At 69.6% G+C, this 18,510-nt stretch carries 15 protein-coding genes; 12 read left to right on the forward strand and 3 right to left on the reverse strand.

Going from position 1 to position 18,510, the window contains the following annotated elements; all coding sequences use genetic code 11:
• The first annotated feature begins 2 nt into the window (after positions 1–2).
• The 6 genes from B7C62_27825 to B7C62_27850 all read left to right on the forward strand — a co-directional run bounded on the left by B7C62_27825 (position 3) and on the right by B7C62_27850 (position 5,645).
• Positions 3–1,253 (forward strand): type VII secretion-associated serine protease mycosin, encoded by a 1,251-nt coding sequence (locus B7C62_27825; GenBank protein ARF75640.1) that lies wholly within the window; start codon positions 3–5, stop codon positions 1,251–1,253.
• Between the two features lie 130 nt (positions 1,254–1,383).
• Positions 1,384–1,848 (forward strand): hypothetical protein, encoded by a 465-nt coding sequence (locus B7C62_27830; protein ARF75641.1) that lies wholly within the window; start codon positions 1,384–1,386, stop codon positions 1,846–1,848.
• Entirely contained in the window at positions 1,845–3,557 is a 1,713-nt protein-coding gene (locus B7C62_27835; protein ID ARF75642.1) for a hypothetical protein, read from the forward strand. The genes B7C62_27830 and B7C62_27835 overlap by 4 nt, the downstream gene beginning before the upstream one ends.
• A gap of 27 nt (positions 3,558–3,584) precedes the next feature.
• A complete protein-coding gene (locus tag B7C62_27840) occupies positions 3,585–4,862 on the forward strand; it encodes a serine protease (protein ARF75643.1) in 1,278 nt (425 codons plus the stop codon).
• Positions 4,863–4,936: 74 nt separating this feature from the next.
• Positions 4,937–5,299, forward strand: a complete 363-nt coding sequence (locus B7C62_27845; protein ID ARF75644.1) for a hypothetical protein — start codon at positions 4,937–4,939, stop codon at positions 5,297–5,299.
• A gap of 46 nt (positions 5,300–5,345) precedes the next feature.
• Positions 5,346–5,645, forward strand: coding sequence for a WXG100 family type VII secretion target (locus tag B7C62_27850; GenBank protein ID ARF75645.1), 300 nt, complete (start codon positions 5,346–5,348; stop codon positions 5,643–5,645).
• A 263-nt stretch (positions 5,646–5,908) separates the two neighbouring features.
• Here B7C62_27850 and B7C62_27855 read toward each other — a convergent pair whose 3' ends face one another.
• Positions 5,909–9,886: a type VII secretion protein EccC gene (locus B7C62_27855; protein ARF75646.1), complete on the reverse strand. Its 3,978-nt coding sequence runs from the start codon at positions 9,884–9,886 to the stop codon at positions 5,909–5,911.
• Positions 9,887–10,257: 371 nt separating this feature from the next.
• Between B7C62_27855 and B7C62_27860 the strand changes: the two genes are divergently transcribed.
• From B7C62_27860 to B7C62_27885, 6 genes are all read left to right on the forward strand, one after another.
• The gene (locus B7C62_27860; GenBank protein ARF75647.1) at positions 10,258–11,760 is read left to right on the forward strand and encodes a type VII secretion integral membrane protein EccD; all 1,503 of its coding nucleotides are present in this window, start codon (positions 10,258–10,260) and stop codon (positions 11,758–11,760) included.
• Between the two features lie 192 nt (positions 11,761–11,952).
• Entirely contained in the window at positions 11,953–12,243 is a 291-nt protein-coding gene (locus tag B7C62_27865) for a 30S ribosomal protein S15 (protein ARF75648.1), read from the forward strand.
• A gap of 287 nt (positions 12,244–12,530) precedes the next feature.
• Positions 12,531–14,744, forward strand: coding sequence for a polyribonucleotide nucleotidyltransferase (locus tag B7C62_27870; GenBank protein ID ARF75649.1), 2,214 nt, complete (start codon positions 12,531–12,533; stop codon positions 14,742–14,744).
• On the forward strand, positions 14,741–16,120 hold the full coding sequence (locus tag B7C62_27875; protein ID ARF75650.1) for a peptidase M16: 1,380 nt from the start codon (positions 14,741–14,743) through the stop codon (positions 16,118–16,120). The genes B7C62_27870 and B7C62_27875 overlap by 4 nt, the downstream gene beginning before the upstream one ends.
• A 17-nt stretch (positions 16,121–16,137) precedes the next feature.
• Positions 16,138–16,890 carry a 4-hydroxy-tetrahydrodipicolinate reductase gene (locus B7C62_27880; GenBank protein ARF75651.1) on the forward strand — a complete coding sequence of 251 codons (753 nt, stop codon included), beginning with the start codon at positions 16,138–16,140 and terminating at the stop codon, positions 16,888–16,890.
• A gap of 10 nt (positions 16,891–16,900) precedes the next feature.
• Positions 16,901–17,383 (forward strand): hypothetical protein, encoded by a 483-nt coding sequence (locus B7C62_27885; protein ID ARF75652.1) that lies wholly within the window; start codon positions 16,901–16,903, stop codon positions 17,381–17,383.
• Between the two features lie 97 nt (positions 17,384–17,480).
• Here B7C62_27885 and B7C62_27890 read toward each other — a convergent pair whose 3' ends face one another.
• Together B7C62_27890 and B7C62_27895 are read right to left on the reverse strand one after the other, a co-directional pair.
• On the reverse strand, positions 17,481–18,032 hold the full coding sequence (locus B7C62_27890) for a hypothetical protein (protein ID ARF75653.1): 552 nt from the start codon (positions 18,030–18,032) through the stop codon (positions 17,481–17,483).
• Between the two features lie 97 nt (positions 18,033–18,129).
• On the reverse strand, positions 18,130–18,369 hold the full coding sequence (locus tag B7C62_27895; GenBank protein ID ARF75654.1) for a hypothetical protein: 240 nt from the start codon (positions 18,367–18,369) through the stop codon (positions 18,130–18,132).
• Positions 18,370–18,510: the final 141 nt, after the last annotated feature.

Below are 18,510 nucleotides of genomic sequence, written 5' to 3' on the forward strand. Positions count from 1 at the left end.
GCATGACACCCCTCACACCGCCGCTCCGGCGCCTCCTGACCGCCGCCGCGGCCACCGGAGCGCTGCTCGTCACCCTCCCGGCGCCCTCGGCGGGCGCGGTCGACTCCACCCAGTGCACGTTCCCTTCGGAGAAGTACCCCGGCCGCCCCTGGTCGTTGCAGCGCGTCCTGATGGACGAGCTGTGGAAGCAGTCCACCGGAAAGGGGGTACGGGTGGCCGTCATCGACACCGGCGTCGATGTGAAGAACCCCCAGCTGACCCCCGCCGTGGACGTCAAGGCGGGCATCAACCTGCTGCCGAAGAACCTCAAGACCGAGGACGGCCGGAAGGTCGAGCGCGGCAAGGAGAACGGCACCACGGACGCCGTGGGCCACGGCACCAAGGTCGCCGGCATCATCGCCGCCCGCCCGGCGAAGGGCACCGGCTTCACCGGCCTCGCCCCGGACGCGACGATCATCCCGATCCAGCAGAACGACGCCGACGGCAACGGAACGGCGCAGAGCCTGGCCGCCGCGATCCTTCACGCGGTCGACAAGGCGGACGCCCACATCATCAACATCTCCCAGGACACCGCCGACGCGGTCGAACCGTCACCGGAGCTGAAGAGTGCGGTGGACTACGCCCTGTCCAAGAAGATCGTGGTCGTCGCCTCGGCGGGCAACGACGGGGCGGGCGGCAACGTGAAACCGACCTACCCCGCCTCGTACGAGGGCGTCCTCGCCGTCGCCTCGTCGGACCGGAACAACGAACGCGCGTACTTCTCCCAGGGCGGCGACTTCGTCGGCATCGCCGCCCCCGGCGTGGACATGATCTCCACCGTCCCCGGCGGCGGCCACTGCGCCGACAACGGCACCAGCTTCTCCGCCCCGTACGTCGCCGGGGTCGCCGCGCTCATCAAGGCCAAGCACCCCCGCTGGACGCCGAACCAGATCGTCGCCCAGATCCAGCAGACGGCGGAACGCTCCGTGGCCGGCCACGACCGCCACGTGGGCTGGGGTGTCATCGACCCGGTACGCGCGCTGACCGAGGACGAGAAGCCCATCGAGCGCCCGGTGGCGAGCGAAGGCATGAGCAAAGGCGAAGCCCCGACCCCGGCCCAACTCCACCTGGGCGAAACGGCCGACGAACGCAACGCACGCCTGGCGACGTACGTCGTCGTGGGCGGCGGCGTCCTGGTGGCCGCGATCGCCGGTGCGGCAGTGGCCGTACGGGACATGAGACGCCGCACCGGACGGCCGGCGGGCGGCGGCTGACGCATGAGACAAGTCACGTGGCCGGGAAGCCAATTGGCCCTGCGTCACGCAGTGACTAGAGTTGCCACGATGAGATGTGCCCGGATCGCAGCGGTGCGATAGCAACGCAGAACGATCCGAGCAAACGGGGATGCAGAACGGGGAGGACGGCATGGGGGCCGATTCAGGCGGTGGCGGCGGCGGAACGGGCGACCTCAGGCGCGGCGTAGGCGCACTGGAGACCTTCAAGAAGCGCGTGGACGCGCTGCTCACGGACCTCGAGGGTTCGGCGGCAGGCAGGTCGAAGGTGGCGGCCCAGACGGTGCCGCGCTCGGCCCTGAGCGGCTCGAACGCCTCTTTCGCCGAGGCGGACGGCCTGTACACGCAGTACAACCGCGTACACAAGGCTCTGGTCTCGCTCTCGAAGTCGCTGGGCGAGCAGATCGAGTACCTGAGCCTGGGGGTGCATGCGGCGGCGGTGGGCTTCGACAACGTGGATGACGATACGCGGCGGCGTTTCCATGAGATCCAGACGCGGATGGACCGGGAAAGGGACGACAAGCCCAAGGCCGACAACCGCGAAGGCCGGGTCGACCGCGGGTGGGGAGCAGAATGAGCGACGAGAAGCAGCCGGAACTGACCCCTGCCGAACAGCGGGTGGAGGACGAGAAGCGCGTCCACGGCCAGGTCTTCCTCAGCGACGTGGCTCTCGCGGCCAGACAGGCTCCCGACGTCGGCCTCCTCGGCGGAGCCTTCAGGATGCTGGGCAACCTCTCCACCGGAGGCCGTACCTCCTTCGAGGGACACCAGCTCAACACCATGATCGACCTGGTGCAGAACTCCAACCCCTCGGACCTGGAGAGCGCGGGCCAAGCGCTCTGGCGGGCCAGGGACGCCATCCGCAGCGCGGCGGCGGAGCTGGAAGGCCACATCGACGGCGTCGACTGGCAGGGCGAGTCCGGCCAAGCCTTCCGTAAGTGGGGCAAGGGACTGGTCGCCCACGCCAAGAAGCTCGAAGACTTCGCGGATACAGCGGGCACGCAGATCACGGTCGCGGGCACCGGCCTGGCGTCGGTACGTGCTGCGATGCCGCCGCGTGACTCTCGGGCGGTACCCAAGAAGCCGGACGAGGTCGACCTCCTGAAGCGGGTCGAGGGCAACCCGGAGTACGACGCCGCAGTCAAGGTGGAGAAGAACCGCCAGGAGGCCATCAACCAGATCAACCGGCTGGCGTCGTTCTACGCGGTCTCAGAGGCGACGCTGGCGGCGCAGGAACCGCCGAGGTTCGACAGAGAGCTGGGTATTGATATGCCCTTGCCTGTCGGAAGGGACCGGCCTGCGCCAGGTGCTTCATCGGCAGGTGCGGATCAGGTACTGGGCGGCAACGCGGTACAGGGTGCTTCCGTGCGCGCAACCACTGTGGGGCCCGACACTGTGGGTCCCTCCGGTGGCCGAGTCTCAGGCGAGACTCTGGGCCCGGCGCCCGTGCTGGACAGGAGTGTGTCCACAGAGATCAACAGCGTCGCTGCTCCTGCCGTTCCCACCACGCTCAACAACACAGCGCCCGCACCACCTGCGGTCACCAATGGGCCAGGAACTGTGGGAGTCACCCCACCGCCCGTGGCGCCCAGCTTCGGCAACCCGGTACCGGCCGGTTCGTCGCGGGTTCCCGGAGCACCGGGTGCAACCCGGCATGTCGGCAACGGTGGTGGAGGTCTGGGCAGAACGTCCCCGCCGGGCGCAAGTGCCACCGCCAGGAGCAGTACGGGCCCGGCTGTCGGGCGGCCGAGCCCGATGAGCAACGGCGGCCCCTCGGCGATCGGGCGTTCTGTCGGAGGTACGCAGCCGCCCGCAGCAGGCCAGTCCGGAGTCATGGGAGGCCGCCCCGTGGCCGCCCAGGGCGGCACAGCCGCACCGGGCGCCTCTCGTACGGGCCAGGGCAACGGCATCGTGGGCGGAACGCCGCAACGGACCGTCTCGAGCCCGTCGTCCGGGACCGGCGGGGTTCGTGGGGTTTCTCCAGGAACGGTGATCGGAGGCCCGGGGGCGACGCAGGCAGGGACGTCTGCTGGGCGCCCGGGCCAGCGCGGTGCCGTGACTTCGGGCGTCAATGGAGTACTCGGCGCCCCCCGAGGAGCATCGGGGTCCGGTTCCAAGGGCTTTACATCCGGTGGGGCAGGTCTCGTCCGTGGTCCTTCCGGTCGACGGAAGAACGACCGGAAGGACGAGGAGAACACCGGGTCTACCCGTCCGGACTACCTGACGGAAGACGAAGAGACATGGGCGGCCCGACGGCGTGGAGCTGTTCCGCCGGTGGTCGAGTAGAAGCCCAGGGAAGGTTCGGAAGTCGGGATGACAGCAGAAATGGGCCTGGCGCGGAAGCGTACGAGCTTGCGTGCGCTCGGCGCACTGGCAGCGGCGGCTTCGTGGAGCGTCGTCTTTGCCGGTGTGGCACAGCCCGCCGCAGCAGCAGACGCGCAGTCCCAGCAGTGGTATCTCAGCGCGATGCAGGCTGAGGAAATGTGGAAAGTCACGAAGGGCGAAGGCATCAAAGTCGCTGTCATTGACACGGGGGTCAACCCGAACACTCCTACCCTGAAGGGGCAGGTCCTCAAAGGGTTTGACGCCACAGGGGCCGCCGGTGATGAGAACGACGACTACGATGGCCATGGCACAAACATGGCTGAGTTGATTGCCGGTACAGGAGCTGGCGGCGGCATTAAGGGACTTGCTCCAGGGGCGAAAATTATCCCCATGCGTATCAGCGACACAGAATTTCAGAACAAAAATTCTGTAAACGCCCGGGACGCCGAGGATGCTATTCGCGCTGCTGCTGACAGTGACGCGAAGATCATCAGCATGTCCTTCGGAGGCTTGTACTCCACAAAAGGGCAGCGTGATGCAGTTAAATACGCGGAGCAGAAAGGCAAGCTCTTCTTCGCCTCGGTTGGAAATGATGGTGCGGGGAGTAACAAACAGCAGTATCCGGCTGCATATCCTCAAGTAGTTGGCGTCGCGTCTGCGGACGAGAACGGGGCGGTGGCGGAATATTCGCAGAGTGCGGGGACGGCGGACATCGCCGCCCCTGGGCAGAAAATTCCGTATTGGTGTGATAATTCTTTCCGGAGCTACTGCAACGGAGACGGCGGAACCAGCTCCGCCACCGCCATCGCCTCTGCCTCCGCAGCCCTCGTCTGGTCCGCCAACCCCGACTGGACCGCGAACCAAGTACTCAACGTGCTCTTCGACACGGCCGCACGGGACTGGAAGAAGGGCGACCGCAGCGCCTTCCTGGGCCACGGTCTGATCCGCCCCTCGATGAACCTCCTGAAGGGCAAGGGCGACCCCGGAGACCCCGACATCAGCCCCCTCACCAAGAAGCGGACGAACGCGGCCCCGGCCTCACCCGACCCCTCCGCTCCGCCCTCTTCCGGCCCCGCCTCACCGCAGCCCGCCCGTAACGAGGGTCAAAAGGGTGGCGAGGGCGACGAAGCCGTCGCTTCGGGCGAGACCACCAAGGCGTCGGGCGACGACGGCCCCCCGCTCGGGCTGATCCTCGGCGGTATCGCAGGCGTGGCCGTCCTCGGGGGAGTGGTCTTCGCCGTCGTCCGCAGGCGCGGCACGGCCTGACCGCGAGCGCCTCACCCATACCAGCCGGCGAGCCACGCCGGTTCCGCAGAATCAACTGAACGGAAAGGAACGTCATGGCAGCAGACCAGAAGGTTTCGGACTCAGCCCTAATCGGCCTGGAGAACGCCCTCACCGAGAGGTTCGACTCCGTGAAGGGCCAGCTCAGTCAGCTCAACGCCACGATCGACAGCCTGGAAGGCGCCTGGCAGGGCATCGGTGCCGGGCAGTACAACATCAAGCAGGCGGAGATCAACCGGCGCATTGTCAGCATCGGTAAGGAACTGCTGCGCTTCCAGGAGGCCATCAAGGCCGCCCGGACCATTTCGGGCAACACCGAGGACGAGGTCAAGGCGGCCCTCATGGGCGTCGACGTCGTCGACGGCTACTCGGGCGACGCCGCGGCCACGGCCCGGGTGTCCAACCTGAACAACTTCTGACCGGCATCCCGTAACTCGACAGAGCTCGACAGAGAAGGAGGACCACATGCCCGCCAATGACGGTACGACGGTCGTCACTTATTCCAGCCTCGACCAAGCTGCTTCTGCCATCGAGGCTCAGGCCAAGCGGCTCGACCAGGACCTCGCCGACATCAAGGCCATGATCGAATCGGTCTCGGAACTGTGGGAGGGCGAAGCCAAGTCGGCCTACCGCGCGGCACAGAAGCGGTGGGACGCGGACGCGACCGCCATCAAGCAGAACCTGCACCAGATCTCCAGCGCCGTGCGCGAAGCGGGTGTCGCCTACCGTGGCGGCGACAAGCGGGCCGCGGCCAACTTCCTCTAGCCGATCCGGTGGCCCGGTTGATCGGGCCCCAGGCAGGTAGGCGAGAGAAGCAGGCTGCAAGCAGCAGCACATCAGGGTGGACACGCGCGGGAGGTGTCCACCCTGAGTGCGTGCTGGGCCCGTTCCCGAAGGAGGCGGCGCGGGCCACCCGCCCCCCCGTCCGTTGCCACAAGGCAAGGGGGGCCCTGCCGCACGCCCCAAGCAAGACCCCAAAGGCAGGGCGCCCCGCCAACACTGCCCAGGCAAGGCGCCCCCACCCCCGCCTACCGCCCCCCGCCCATCACCCCCGTCTGCACCAGCGGGTTCCCCCGCCTCCGGGTGACGAAGATGCCCCGCCCCGGCGGCATCGGGCGCGGGCGTACGCCGCCGAGGATGTCGCCCTCCATCGGGTCGCCCGACAGCAGCACGCCCTGGGCGCCCAGCTCGGTCATGCGCTGGAGGAACGACTCGTACAGGGCCCGGCTCGCCCCCGCCGTGTTGCGGGCGATGATGAAGCGGACGCCCACGTCACGGGCGAACGGCAGCAGCTCCGTGAGGGACGACAGCGGGTTGCCGCTCGACGTGGAGACCAGGTCGAAATCGTCGATGATCACGTAGACCGTCGGGCCGCTCCACCAACTGCGGTCCCGCAGCTCCTGGGCCGTGACGTCGGCGGACGGGGTGCGGCGCTTCATCAGGTCGTGCAGCGCGACCATGTGGTGTTCCATGTTGTTGGACATGGGGATGTACTCCGCCAGGTGCGACGCCGGGGTCACGTCCAGCAGCGAGCGCCGGTTGTCGACCACGAAGAGCTTGCAGGAGTCACCGTCGTACCGCTCGGTGAGCTGCTTGATGAGCAGCCGCAGCAGGTTGGACTTGCCGGACTCGCCCTCGCCGAAGATCAGGAAGAACGGGTCGTGCTCGAAGTCCACGAAGACCGGCGCGAGGTTGTTCTCGTCGATCGCGAAGGCGACCCCGCGCTCCGGAACGGCGTAGCCCGGCGGGAGTTCGGTCGCGGGGAGGGAGCGCGGCAGCAGGCGTACGGCGGGGGCGGGCGCCGCCGTCCAGTGCCGGGAGACCTCCTGGTTCATGGCGGCCGTCGCCTCGGACAGGTCGCTGTCGGAGTTGATGCCGTCGATCCGCGGCACCGCCGCCATGAAGTGCAGCTTCTCCGGTGTCAGCCCGCGCCCCGGCACCCCGGCGGGCACGTTGGCCGCCACCTTGCGGTCCAACTCGGAGTCCATGACGTCGCCGAGCCGCAGCTCCAGGCGGTTCATGAGGTTGTCCTTCAGACCGGCCCTGACCTCCATGGACCGTGACGCGGTGACGATCAGGTGGATGCCGTACCCGAGGCCCCGCGCCGCGATGTCCATCGCGGCGTTCTCCAACGCCTCGTAATCCGTACGGAAGTTGCCCCAGCCGTCGATGATCAGGAAGACGTCGCCCCACGGCTGGTCCGCCACCGAGATCTCGCCGCGCGCCCGCATCCGCCGGTAGGTGGCGATGGAGTCGATGCCTGCGCTGCGGAAGTACTCCTCGCGCCGGGACATGATGCCGTGCACCTCGGCGACCGTACGCCGCACCTTCTCGGGGTCGAGCCGTGAGGCGACCCCGCCCACGTGCGGGAGGCCCGCGACGGCCGACATGCCGCCGCCGCCGAAGTCGAGCCCGTAGATCTGGACTTCCTGCGGGGTGTGGGTGAGCGCGAAGCCCGCGATGAGCGTACGCAGCAGGGTCGACTTGCCGGACTGCGGGCCACCCGTGATCTGCATGTGCCCGGCAGCGCCGGAGAAGTCCCGGTAGAGGGTGTCGCGCCGCTGCTCGAACGGCTTGTCGATCACGCCCAGGGGAACGACGAGCCGTCCCGCGCCCTCGAACCCGGGCTGCGTCAGCCCCCGGCCCGGTACGGGCGAGAGCCCCGGCAGGATCTCGTCCAGCGTCGGCGGGTTGTCCAGCGGCGGCAGCCACACCTGGTGCGCGGAGGCCCCGCGCCCCTCCAGCCGACGCACGATCACGTCCAGCACCGTGTCCGCCAGCGCGTCGTCCTCCGCCGCCCGCGGCTCCGGCACCCCGGCCCCAACCTGCGGGCTCGGCTGCACGTACCGCACCGGCACCGGCGCGGCCGTGAACGGAACCGGCCTCCGGTCCACCGGCAGCGGCCCCCCGGCCGAGGCCGACTGCTGGCCCCCCGCCCGGTACACCCCGGAGACGTACGCGGCCTTGAACCGCACCATCTCCTCCGTACCGAACTTGAGCAGCCCCGAACCGGGCACGTTCGGCAGGTGGTACGCGTCCGGCACCCCCAGCGCCGCCCGGGACTCGGCCGCCGAGAAGGTCCGCAGACCGATGCGGTACGAGAGGTACGTCTCCAGCCCGCGCAGCCGCCCCTCCTCCAGGCGCTGCGAGGCCAGCAGCAGATGCACGCCCAGCGAACGGCCGATCCGCCCGATCTGCACGAACATGTCGATGAAGTCGGGCTTCGCCGTCAGCAGCTCGCTGAACTCGTCGATCACCAGGACGAGGGAAGGGATCGGCTGGAGCGGCGCACCCGCCGAGCGCGCCTTCTCGTAGTCGTGGATGTTGGCGTAGTTCCCCGCGTCGCGCAGCATCTCCTGGCGGCGGTTGAGCTCACCGCGGATGGAGTCGCCCATGCGGTCCACCAGGGTCAGGTCGTCCGCGAGGTTGGTGATCACCGCGGCCACGTGCGGCATCTGCGCCATACCGGCGAAGGTCGCACCGCCCTTGAAGTCCGCGAGGACGAAGTTCAGCGTCTCCGAGGTGTGCGTCACCGCCAGGCCGAGCACCAGCGTGCGCAGCAGCTCCGACTTGCCCGAACCCGTCGCGCCCACGCACAGCCCGTGCGGCCCCATGCCCTCCTGCGCCGCCTCCTTCAGGTCCAGCATCACCGGCGCCCCGCCCTCGCCGACGCCGATCGGCACGCGCAGCCGCTCCGCCTGCGAGCGGGGCCGCCAGGTCCGGCTGACCTCGATGGAGGCCGCGTCGCCCAGGTTCAGCAGATCGGTGAACTCCAGGTTGGCCAGCAGCGGCTCGTCGTCGTCCCCGCCCGTCGCCATGTGCAGCGGGGCCAGCTGCCGGGCCAGCGCCTCGGCGGCCTCGCGGCTCAGCAGGTCGGGCACCCCGTCGTAGACGAGCCCCTGCCCCGACTCCAGCTGGAGCGACTGCGGCTGCACCACGACGGAGAGGCCGCCGCGCGCCCCCTGCACCTCACCCGGTACGACCTCGATGACCGTCACGCCCTGAAGCCCCTCGGCCGAGGCGAGCACCGACATCGGCGGCACCGACTCCCCGTCCAGGACGACGACGATGTGCGGCTGCTCCAGGAGCGGCTGCCCGCCGGGCTGGAAACGGGGGCGGCCGTCGAGGCGGGCCGCCAGCTGCTGTTCGAGCTCCAGGACGCCGGTGGTGATCAGCCGCCGGCTGCCCGCTCCGTCGACCGAACCCGTGTCCTGTACGTGGGGGAGCCACTTCGCCCACTCCCAGTGCGGGGCCGCCTCCCGGCCCGCCGCGACCGCGATCACCAGGTCCTCGGGGGAGTGCAGCGAGGCCAGCGAGCCGATCACCGCCCGCGCCGAGGCGCGCGCGGACTCCTCGTGGCCGCTGATCGTCAGGTGGTAGAAGGCCCGCAGCGACACGGCCATGGGCAGGCCGTCCAGCGTGGAGTGCGTCGTCAGGAACTGCTGCATCGCCCCGGCCGTCAGCGGCTCCAGCTCGTCGACCGGCGCCGTCTCCGGCGCGACGAGCGGCGTGGCCAGCTCCTGGCTGCCCAGACCGATACGTACCTGCGCGAAGTCGGCGTCACCGACCCGCCGCTCCCACACCCGGCTGCCCTCGGCGACCAGCGCCCACAGCTGCTCGGGCGAAGGGTGCAGATAGAACTGGGCGTCGCGCTGCTTGCGGGCCGTCTTCACCACCGTGCGCCGGGTCTGCGTCAGGTACTTCAGATAGTCCCGCCGCATGTCCGCGAGCTGGCCCTGGGTGCCCCGCCGGAAACGTACGAGCATCGCGATGGCCATGGCGACCGTGGAGGCGATCATGACCACGCCCATGATCCGCATGATGGGGTTGTCCGTTATGAAGAAGAAGACGACCGAACCGCCCATGCCCAGCATCGGCAGGAGCTGCATCAGCGCGCCCTCCTGCTGACCCCGGGGCAGCTCCGGCGGAGGTTGCAACTGCACCTGTTCGACCGGCACTTCGGAGGGCAGGGCCCGCGGTGGGCGCTTGACGACGATCTGGCTCACAGCTCACCAATTCCCTTGCCGGACGGAAGTGTTCCTATCGGCGCCCCCGTGGCGACGGGCTCCATCCGCGGGGATCGATCCTACTGGCGGAGCGGGGGCCGGATGGCGGTAGGGTGTCGCGATGCGTATACGCATCCGCTAACTACCGCAAGAAGAAGGTCATTCGGGACGCGGGGTGCGATCCGCGGTCCTGAGGGGTGTTTTCCGGCAGAAGTTCCAGAACGGCACACGGCCGTTCCGGAGCGCCGTACGACGGTTTCCAGAACGCCGTACGGCGGTTCCAGGCACCGTACGGCGGTTGCGGAACAGTGGCCGGGGCCCTCGGGGCGACGCCGGAGTCCGGAGCGAAACAGGGGGAGCAGCAGGTGACAATGACGGCCCGAACGGCGGCCACCACGAGCGGTCGGCCCAGCCACGGGGTTGCGTCCGGAAACGGCACCGGCTTCTGCCGGGTCACCGTCGTCGCACCCGACAGCCGGGTCGACGTGGCACTGCCCGAGGACGTGCCCGTCGCCGACCTGTACCCCGAGATCCTCCGGCTCTCCGGCCAGAGCCCCGCCCCCGGCGCCCCCGTCGGCTACCACCTCGTACGCCGCGACGGCACCGTCCTGGACAGCGCCCGTACGCTGGCCGGGCACCGCATCCTCGACGGCGAGCTGCTCTCGCTGCGGCCCTTCGCCGAATCGCTGCCGCCCGCCGTCTTCGACGACGTCTCCGACGCCGTCGCCACCGCCGTGGCCAAGGACCGCACCCTCTGGGGCGACTCCCTCATGCGCGGCGCCGGCCTCTTCGGCGGCTCCGTCCTGCTGATCCTGCTCGGCTTCGTCCTGTGGACCGCCGACCCCCGCCACGACATGCACGGGCTGCCCGGCATCCTGGCCGCCGTCACCGCCGTACTCCTGCTCGCCGTCGCCTGTGTCCGCGCACGCGTCTACGACGACCGCGCCTCGGCCATCGCGCTGGGAACCGGTGCGCTGGTCAACGCCGCCGTGGCCGGTTCCGGGCTGCTCTCGCTCAGCGCGGGCCAGGGCGTGGGGCGGCTGCAGTTCCTGCTCGCCTGCGCCGCCGTGCTGGTGGTGTCGGTCATCCTCATGATCACCGCACCCGGCGGCGACGGACCCTTCGTCGCGTTCGTCTTCGCGAGCGCCACCGGCCTCGTGGTCACCTTCATCGCGATCTCGGCCGACCTGAAGCCCACCGAGGCCGCCGCAGTCTGCGCCCCGTTCGCCGTGGGCGCCCTGGCCTTCCTCCCCGGCCTCTCCACCCGCTTCGCCCGCCTCCCCATCGGCTTCGAACCGCCCCGCTCCACGGTCGGCGACTACGGCACCTCCGACCAGGCCCCCCAGGGCCCGGTCGACGCCGTACGGATCGCCGCCCAGGCCCGGCGCGGCCACGAGCTGCTCCTCGGCCTGGTCGGCGGCTGCGCGCTGGTGGCCGTGGCGGCCGCCGCGGTGCTCGGCTTCTCCGACGACGTCTGGGGCCAGCTGCTCGCCCTGGCCACCGGGGTCGCCCTGCTGATGCGCGCCCACCTGTTCCGCTACACCGCCCAGGTCGGCTGCACCCTCGCGGCCGGCCTGGGCTCCCTCGTACTCCTGGGCCTCGGGCTCTCCCTCAACCCGCCGCTCACCCTGGTGCGCGACGCGCTGCGCGGGGACGGCTCCGAACTGGACATCCGTACGGTGTGGCTCGCCGCCGCCGTCGCGGGCGTCGCCGCCCTGATCACCGCCATCGGCCTGATCGTGCCGCGCAAGGGGGTCACCCCGTTCTGGGGCCGCTTCCTGGAGATCGCCGAGACGGTCGTCCTGCTCACGCTGCTGCCGCTCTGCCTCGCGGTCTTCGACGTCTACCGCTCGATCCGGGCCCTCACCAGCTGACCGGGGGCGGGCAGGCCGCCGTCCGGGTGTGACCCGAATGGCTGGTACTGTGACCAGTGGCCGTTTGTGTACGCCTCTCCGGATCATCCTGGGGACTGCGCTCATCGGACCTTCGCCTCCGAGTCACGGAAGCTCCCCTGAGAACAAGACCAGGGGCACTCGTGGGCGCTTCGAACATCAAGAGGAGTACGCGTGCCGCTCGACGCCGCTACGAAGAAGCAGATCATGGCCGAGTTCGCCCAGAAGGAGGGTGACACCGGGTCCCCCGAGGTCCAGGTCGCCATGCTCTCCCGCCGGATCTCGGACCTGACGGAGCACCTCAAGACGCACAAGCACGACCACCACTCCCGTCGTGGTCTGCTGATCCTGGTCGGCCAGCGTCGCCGCCTCCTGCAGTACCTGGCCAAGAAGGACATCCAGCGCTTCCGTGCGCTGGTCGACCGCCTCGGCATCCGCCGCGGTGCGGCCGGCGGCGCCAAGTAAGTACGCCGTGGAGAGGGAGCGGTTCCCGCGTCTGAGGGGACCGCTCCCTTTGCCGTACGTGCGCGACCGGTGTCAAGCTCAGTAACCTGGACACCGGAACACCTGTAACACCCGCAGTACCAGGGAGAGGCGCAGCGACGCCGCCGCCGGTCCTCGGTAGTGGCCCCCGGGAACATGCCCGGGAGCTTCGATCGAAGACCGGCCCGCATCCACGGTGCGCTTCTCCCGCACCGTCCTCCGCCACACGGGCGGCAGGACGAAAGACGACGAGTATGGAGAAATCACTAGTGGAGAACGAGACCCACTACGCCGAGGCCGTTATCGACAACGGAACCTTCGGCACCCGCACCATCCGCTTCGAGACGGGCCGCCTGGCCAAGCAGGCCGCCGGCTCCGCCGTTGCGTACCTGGACGACGACACCATGGTGCTGTCGGCCACCACCGCTTCCAAGCGGCCCAAGGACAACCTCGACTTCTTCCCCCTCACGGTGGACGTCGAGGAGCGGCAGTACGCGGCAGGCAAGATCCCCGGCTCCTTCTTCCGCCGTGAGGGCCGGCCCTCCGAGGACGCGATCCTCACCTGCCGCCTGATCGACCGCCCGCTGCGCCCCTCCTTCAAGAAGGGCCTGCGCAACGAGATCCAGATCGTCGAGACGATCATGGCGCTCAACCCCGACCACCTGTACGACGTGGTCGCGATCAACGCCGCCTCCTGCTCCACCATCCTGGCGGGCCTGCCCTTCTCCGGCCCGATCGGCGCCACCCGCGTCGCCCTGATCAAGGGCCAGTGGGTCGCGTTCCCGACGCACACCGAGCTCGAGGACGCCGTCTTCGACATGGTCGTCGCCGGCCGCGTCCTGGAGGACGGCGACGTCGCGATCATGATGGTCGAGGCCGAGGCCACCGAGAAGACCATCCAGCTCGTCGCGGACGGCGCCGAGGCGCCCACCGAGGAGATCGTCGCCGCCGGTCTGGACGCCGCGAAGCCCTTCATCAAGGTGCTCTGCAAGGCCCAGTCCGACCTCGCCTCCAAGGCCGCCAAGCCGGTCGGCGAGTTCCCGGTCTTCCTGGACTACCAGGACGACGTCTTCGAGGCGCTCGCCAAGGCCGTCACCTCCGAGCTGAAGCAGGCGCTCACCATCGCCGGCAAGCAGGACCGCGAGGCCGAGCTGGACCGCGTCAAGGAGATCGCCGCCGAGAAGCTCCTCCCGGCCTTCGAGGGCCGCGAGAAGGAGATCTCCGCCGCCTACCGCTCCCTGACCAAGCAGCTGGTCCGCGAGCGCGTCATCAAGGACAAGGTCCGCATCGACGGCCGCGGCGTCACGGACATCCGTACGCTCGCCGCCGAGGTCGAGGCCATCCCGCGCGTCCACGGCTCGGCGCTGTTCGAGCGCGGTGAGACCCAGATCCTGGGCGTCACCACCCTCAACATGCTCCGCATGGAGCAGCAGCTGGACACCCTCTCCCCGGTGACCCGCAAGCGCTACATGCACAACTACAACTTCCCGCCGTACTCCGTCGGTGAGACCGGCCGCGTGGGCTCGCCCAAGCGCCGCGAGATCGGCCACGGAGCGCTCGCCGAGCGCGCCATCGTGCCGGTCCTCCCGACCCGCGAGGAGTTCCCGTACGCGATCCGCCAGGTCTCCGAGGCGCTGGGCTCCAACGGCTCGACGTCCATGGGCTCGGTCTGCGCCTCCACCATGTCGCTGCTGAACGCCGGTGTGCCCCTCAAGGCCGCCGTCGCCGGTATCGCCATGGGCCTGATCTCGCAGGAGATCGACGGCAAGACCCACTACGTCGCCCTCACCGACATCCTCGGTGCGGAGGACGCCTTCGGCGACATGGACTTCAAGGTCGCCGGTACGAAGCAGTTCGTGACCGCGCTCCAGCTCGACACCAAGCTCGACGGCATCCCTGCCTCGGTCCTGGCCGCCGCGCTGAAGCAGGCCCGTGACGCGCGTCTGCACATCCTGGACGTCATGAACGAGGCCATCGACGTCCCGGACGAGATGTCCCCGAACGCCCCGCGGATCATCACCGTCAAGATCCCCGTGGACAAGATCGGCGAGGTCATCGGCCCCAAGGGCAAGATGATCAACCAGATCCAGGAGGACACCGGCGCCGACATCACGATCGAGGACGACGGCACGATCTACATCGGTGCGCAGCAGGGCTCGCAGGCCGAGGCCGCCCGCGCCACGATCAACGCCATCGCCAACCCGACCATGCCGGAGGTCGGCGAGCGCTACCTGGGTACGGTCGTCAAGACGACCACCTTCGGCGCGTTCGTCTCGCTCATGCCGGGCAAGGACGGCCTCCTGCACATCTCGCAGATCCGCAAGCTCGCCGGTGGCAAGCGCGTGGAGAACGTCGAGGACGTGCTCGGCGTCGGCGCCAAGGTCCAGGTCGAGATCGCCGAGATCGACTCCCGCGGCAAGCTCTCCCTCATCCCCGTCATCGAGGGTGAAGAGGATGAGAAGAAGGACGACACCGACAAGTGACGTCCCGTAGTTCCGCGACGACGGCCCGCCCCTCCTCCGGGGGGCGGGCCGTCGCCCGTACCCAAACGCTTCTCCAGGGCAGCAACGGCATCGGAACGGTCCGCCGGACCGTCCTCCCCGGCGGTCTGCGGATCGTCACCGAGACCCTGCCCTCCGTCCGGTCCGCCACCTTCGGCATCTGGGCCAACGTCGGCTCCCGCGACGAGACGCCCACGCTCAACGGCGCGACCCACTACCTCGAACACCTCCTCTTCAAGGGCACCGCGAAGCGCACCGCCCTCGACATCTCCTCCGCCATCGACGCGGTCGGCGGCGAGATGAACGCCTTCACGGCGAAGGAGTACACCTGCTACTACGCGCGGGTCCTGGACACCGACCTGCCGCTCGCCATCGACGTGGTCTGCGACATGCTGACCGGCTCGCTGATCGCCCCCGAGGACGTCGACGCCGAGCGCGGCGTGATCCTCGAAGAGATCGCGATGACCGAGGACGACCCGGGCGACTGCGTGCACGACCTGTTCGCGCACACCATGCTCGGCGACACCCCTCTCGGCCGCCCGGTCCTCGGCACCGTCGACACGATCAACGCCCTGAACCGGGGCCAGATCGCCCGCTTCTACAAGAAGCACTACGACCCCACACACCTGGTCGTCGCCGCCGCGGGCAACGTCGACCACGCCACGGTCGTACGCCAGGTCCGCCGCGCCTTCGAGAAGGCCGGCGCCCTCTCCCGTCACGACGCGGTGCCCATGGCCCCCCGCCGGGGCTCCCGCACCCTGCGCACCGCGGGCAAGGTCGAGCTGCTGAACCGCAGGACCGAGCAGGCCCACGTGGTCCTCGGCATGCCCGGCCTCGCCCGCACCGACGACCGCCGCTGGGCCCTCGGGGTCCTGAACACGGCCCTCGGCGGCGGCATGAGCTCCCGCCTCTTCCAGGAGGTCCGGGAGAAGCGCGGCCTGGCCTACAGCGTGTACTCGTACACCTCGGGCTTCGCCGACTGTGGCCTCTTCGGCGTCTACGCGGGCTGCCGCCCCAGCCAGGTCCACGACGTCCTGAAGATCTGCCGGGACGAGCTGGACCGGGTCGCCACCCACGGCCTGGACGACGACGAGATCACCCGCGCCATCGGCCAGCTCTCCGGCTCCACCGTCCTCGGCCTGGAGGACACCGGCGCGCTGATGAACCGTATCGGCAAGAGCGAGCTGTGCTGGGGCGAGCAGATGTCGGTGGACGACATGCTGGCCCGTATCGCGGAGGTCACCCCCGACGACGTACGGGAGGTGGCGGGCGAGCTCCTCACCCACCGCCCCTCGCTCTCGGTCATCGGCCCGCTCAAGGACAAGCAGGCGGACCGCCTCCACGAAGCGGTCTCCTAATCCACTAAGGAATCAAGATGAGCAAGCTGCGCGTAGCCGTTCTCGGTGCTCAGGGCCGGATCGGCTCCGAGGCCGTACGGGCCGTCGAGGCCGCCGAGGACCTGGAGCTGGTGGCGGCCCTGGGCCGGGGCGACAAGCTGGAGACCCTGACCGACGCGGGCGCCCAGGTCGCCGTCGAGCTGACCACCCCCGCATCGGTGATGGACAACCTCGACTTCTGCGTCCGGCACGGCATCCACGCCGTCGTCGGCACCACGGGCTGGACCGACGAACGGCTCGCGCAGCTGACCGGCTGGCTGGACAACTCCCCGGAGACCGGCGTCCTCATCGCCCCGAACTTCTCCATCGGCGCGGTCCTCACTATGAAGTTCGCGGAGCAGGCCGCCCGCTACTTCGAATCGGTCGAGGTCGTCGAGCTCCACCACCCCAACAAGGTCGACGCCCCCTCCGGCACCGCGACCCGCACCGCCCAGCTCATCGCGGCGGCCCGGGCGAAGGCGGGCAGCGCCCCCCAGCCGGACGCCACCACCACCGCCCTGGACGGCGCGCGCGGCGCGGACGTCGACGGCGTCCCGGTCCACGCGATCCGGCTGCGCGGACTGCTGGCCCACCAGGAAGTGCTGCTCGGCGGCGAGGGCGAGACCCTCACCATCCGCCACGACTCCCTCCACCACAGCAGCTTCATGCCGGGCATCCTGCTCGGCGCCCGCCGCGTGGTGACCACTCCCGGCCTCACGTTCGGCCTGGAACACTTCCTCGACCTGAACTGACTGGTCCCCCATGCGCGCAAAGATCACCTACTTCATCACGGCCGCCGTCCTGGTCTTCTACTTCGTCCTGGTCGGCAGCCGGGGCGTGATGCTCATCCGGCACGGCACCCTGCTCACGGTCACGTTCGGCGTCGCCGTGCTGATCCTGCCGGTGATCGGCGTCTGGTTCCTCTGGAAGAACACCCAGTTCGTCCGGCGCGCCAACGTGCTCGCCGCCGAACTGGACGCGGAGGGCGGCCTGCCGGTCGACGATCTGCTGCGCACCCCCTCCGGCCGTATCGACCGGGACTCCGCCGACGCGGCCTTCGCCAAGCGCCGCGAGGAGACGGAGGACGCCCCGGACGACTGGCGCACCTGGTTCAGGCTGGCGGTGGCCTACCAGGACGCCAGGGACACCCCGCGCGCCCGCAAGGCCATGCAGAGGGCGATCGCCCTGCACCGGTCCGGCAGCCGGGCCGCCGCACCCGAGCCTTCGAGCCCGTCCGGCGCTTGAGGACATCTTTTCCAGCCTGTACGTGAGTGAGCCCGGGACCCTTGTGGGGGGTCCCGGGCTCACTCACGTACAGCACGTACAGCGGACAGAAGCCGTCTCACCCGAGCCGATACTCATCCGCCCATGCCTCAATGGCATCCGTGGCCCGCTCGAACGCCTCCTCGCGTCCGAGGAAGTCCGCGTTGTGGTCGGAGACCAGCGGCGCCAGCGTCTCCCCGTTCTGCCGGGTCACGATCAGCGCCTGCCCCTGCACCGTACGGGGCAGTCCCAGCCACTTCACCGGCTGCTGGACCGTACGGACGGAGGCGGTGGCGCTCCACGGCACCGTGGTGGTCCAGAAGAACCCCACGCGCCGCACACCGTGCCGGCTGACCCACGCACCGACCCGCAGCAGCCGCAGAGCGGCGGTGATCAGTACGCCGGCCACCAGGAGACACGCGGTGGTACCGGAAGGCGTTCCGGTCAGACCGATGATCATGGCCGCGAGCAGAACGAACGAGGCCAGCAACAACACTCCGGCCGCCGCCGCGACCCGCCACGGGCCGGGGCGGTAGGGCCGCCGCCAGCTGTCGTGGTCGTCGAACGGCAGCGCAACGTCCTCCGCACTCGCATCGAATGCGCGGTCGGCCGTCAGAAAGGGCAGGGGCACGACTCATCCTCACTCACAAGCACGCTCGATTGCTGTGCCCGGTGAGGCTACCGAGGGTGCCCCCGAACAGACCACCCCAGGGGGTCCGTACGAGTATTCAGCGGCCCTGGGAGGCTTCGGACTGCTTGCCCTGCGAGGCGGACTGCCCGGAGTCGAGAGCGGGCAGACCCAGCAGCAGCGAGCCCACGAGCCCGGCGACCACGGTCAGCCCGACCAGCGAGCGCCCCAGCAGCTCGGGAACGCTGGCACGCGAGGCGGGCGGGGGAGTGACGTTGCTGCGGAACCGGTCGGCCTCGGCGACGAACGAGAACGGGACGGACTCACGCCGGCGGAACATGAGGAAACTCTCCTTGATCTCAGTGACGGGTGCTGCTAATGAGTCAGACGTACGACGGGCCCGATCGGTGCCCCGAATCGCCGTAACGTTTCAAGGACTCCACGAACGGCTGCCCGACACCGCCTCGTGCATGCGCGGGTT

The organism is Kitasatospora albolonga, assembly GCA_002082585.1.
In the GTDB taxonomy this organism is placed as follows: domain Bacteria; phylum Actinomycetota; class Actinomycetes; order Streptomycetales; family Streptomycetaceae; genus Streptomyces; species Streptomyces stephensoniae.

Coding starts and splice junctions, on each gene's coding strand:
- B7C62_27850 (ARF75645.1), top strand. CDS start 5,346: ATGCCCGCCAATGACGGTACGACGGTCGTCACTTATTCCAGCCTCGAC.
- B7C62_27845 (ARF75644.1), top strand. CDS start 4,937: ATGGCAGCAGACCAGAAGGTTTCGGACTCAGCCCTAATCGGCCTGGAG.
- B7C62_27830 (ARF75641.1), top strand. CDS start 1,384: ATGCAGAACGGGGAGGACGGCATGGGGGCCGATTCAGGCGGTGGCGGC.
- B7C62_27860 (ARF75647.1), top strand. CDS start 10,258: ATGACGGCCCGAACGGCGGCCACCACGAGCGGTCGGCCCAGCCACGGG.
- B7C62_27880 (ARF75651.1), top strand. CDS start 16,138: ATGAGCAAGCTGCGCGTAGCCGTTCTCGGTGCTCAGGGCCGGATCGGC.
- B7C62_27835 (ARF75642.1), top strand. CDS start 1,845: ATGAGCGACGAGAAGCAGCCGGAACTGACCCCTGCCGAACAGCGGGTG.
- B7C62_27895 (ARF75654.1), bottom strand. CDS start 18,369: ATGTTCCGCCGGCGTGAGTCCGTCCCGTTCTCGTTCGTCGCCGAGGCC.
- B7C62_27840 (ARF75643.1), top strand. CDS start 3,585: ATGACAGCAGAAATGGGCCTGGCGCGGAAGCGTACGAGCTTGCGTGCG.
- B7C62_27825 (ARF75640.1), top strand. CDS start 3: ATGACACCCCTCACACCGCCGCTCCGGCGCCTCCTGACCGCCGCCGCG.
- B7C62_27885 (ARF75652.1), top strand. CDS start 16,901: ATGCGCGCAAAGATCACCTACTTCATCACGGCCGCCGTCCTGGTCTTC.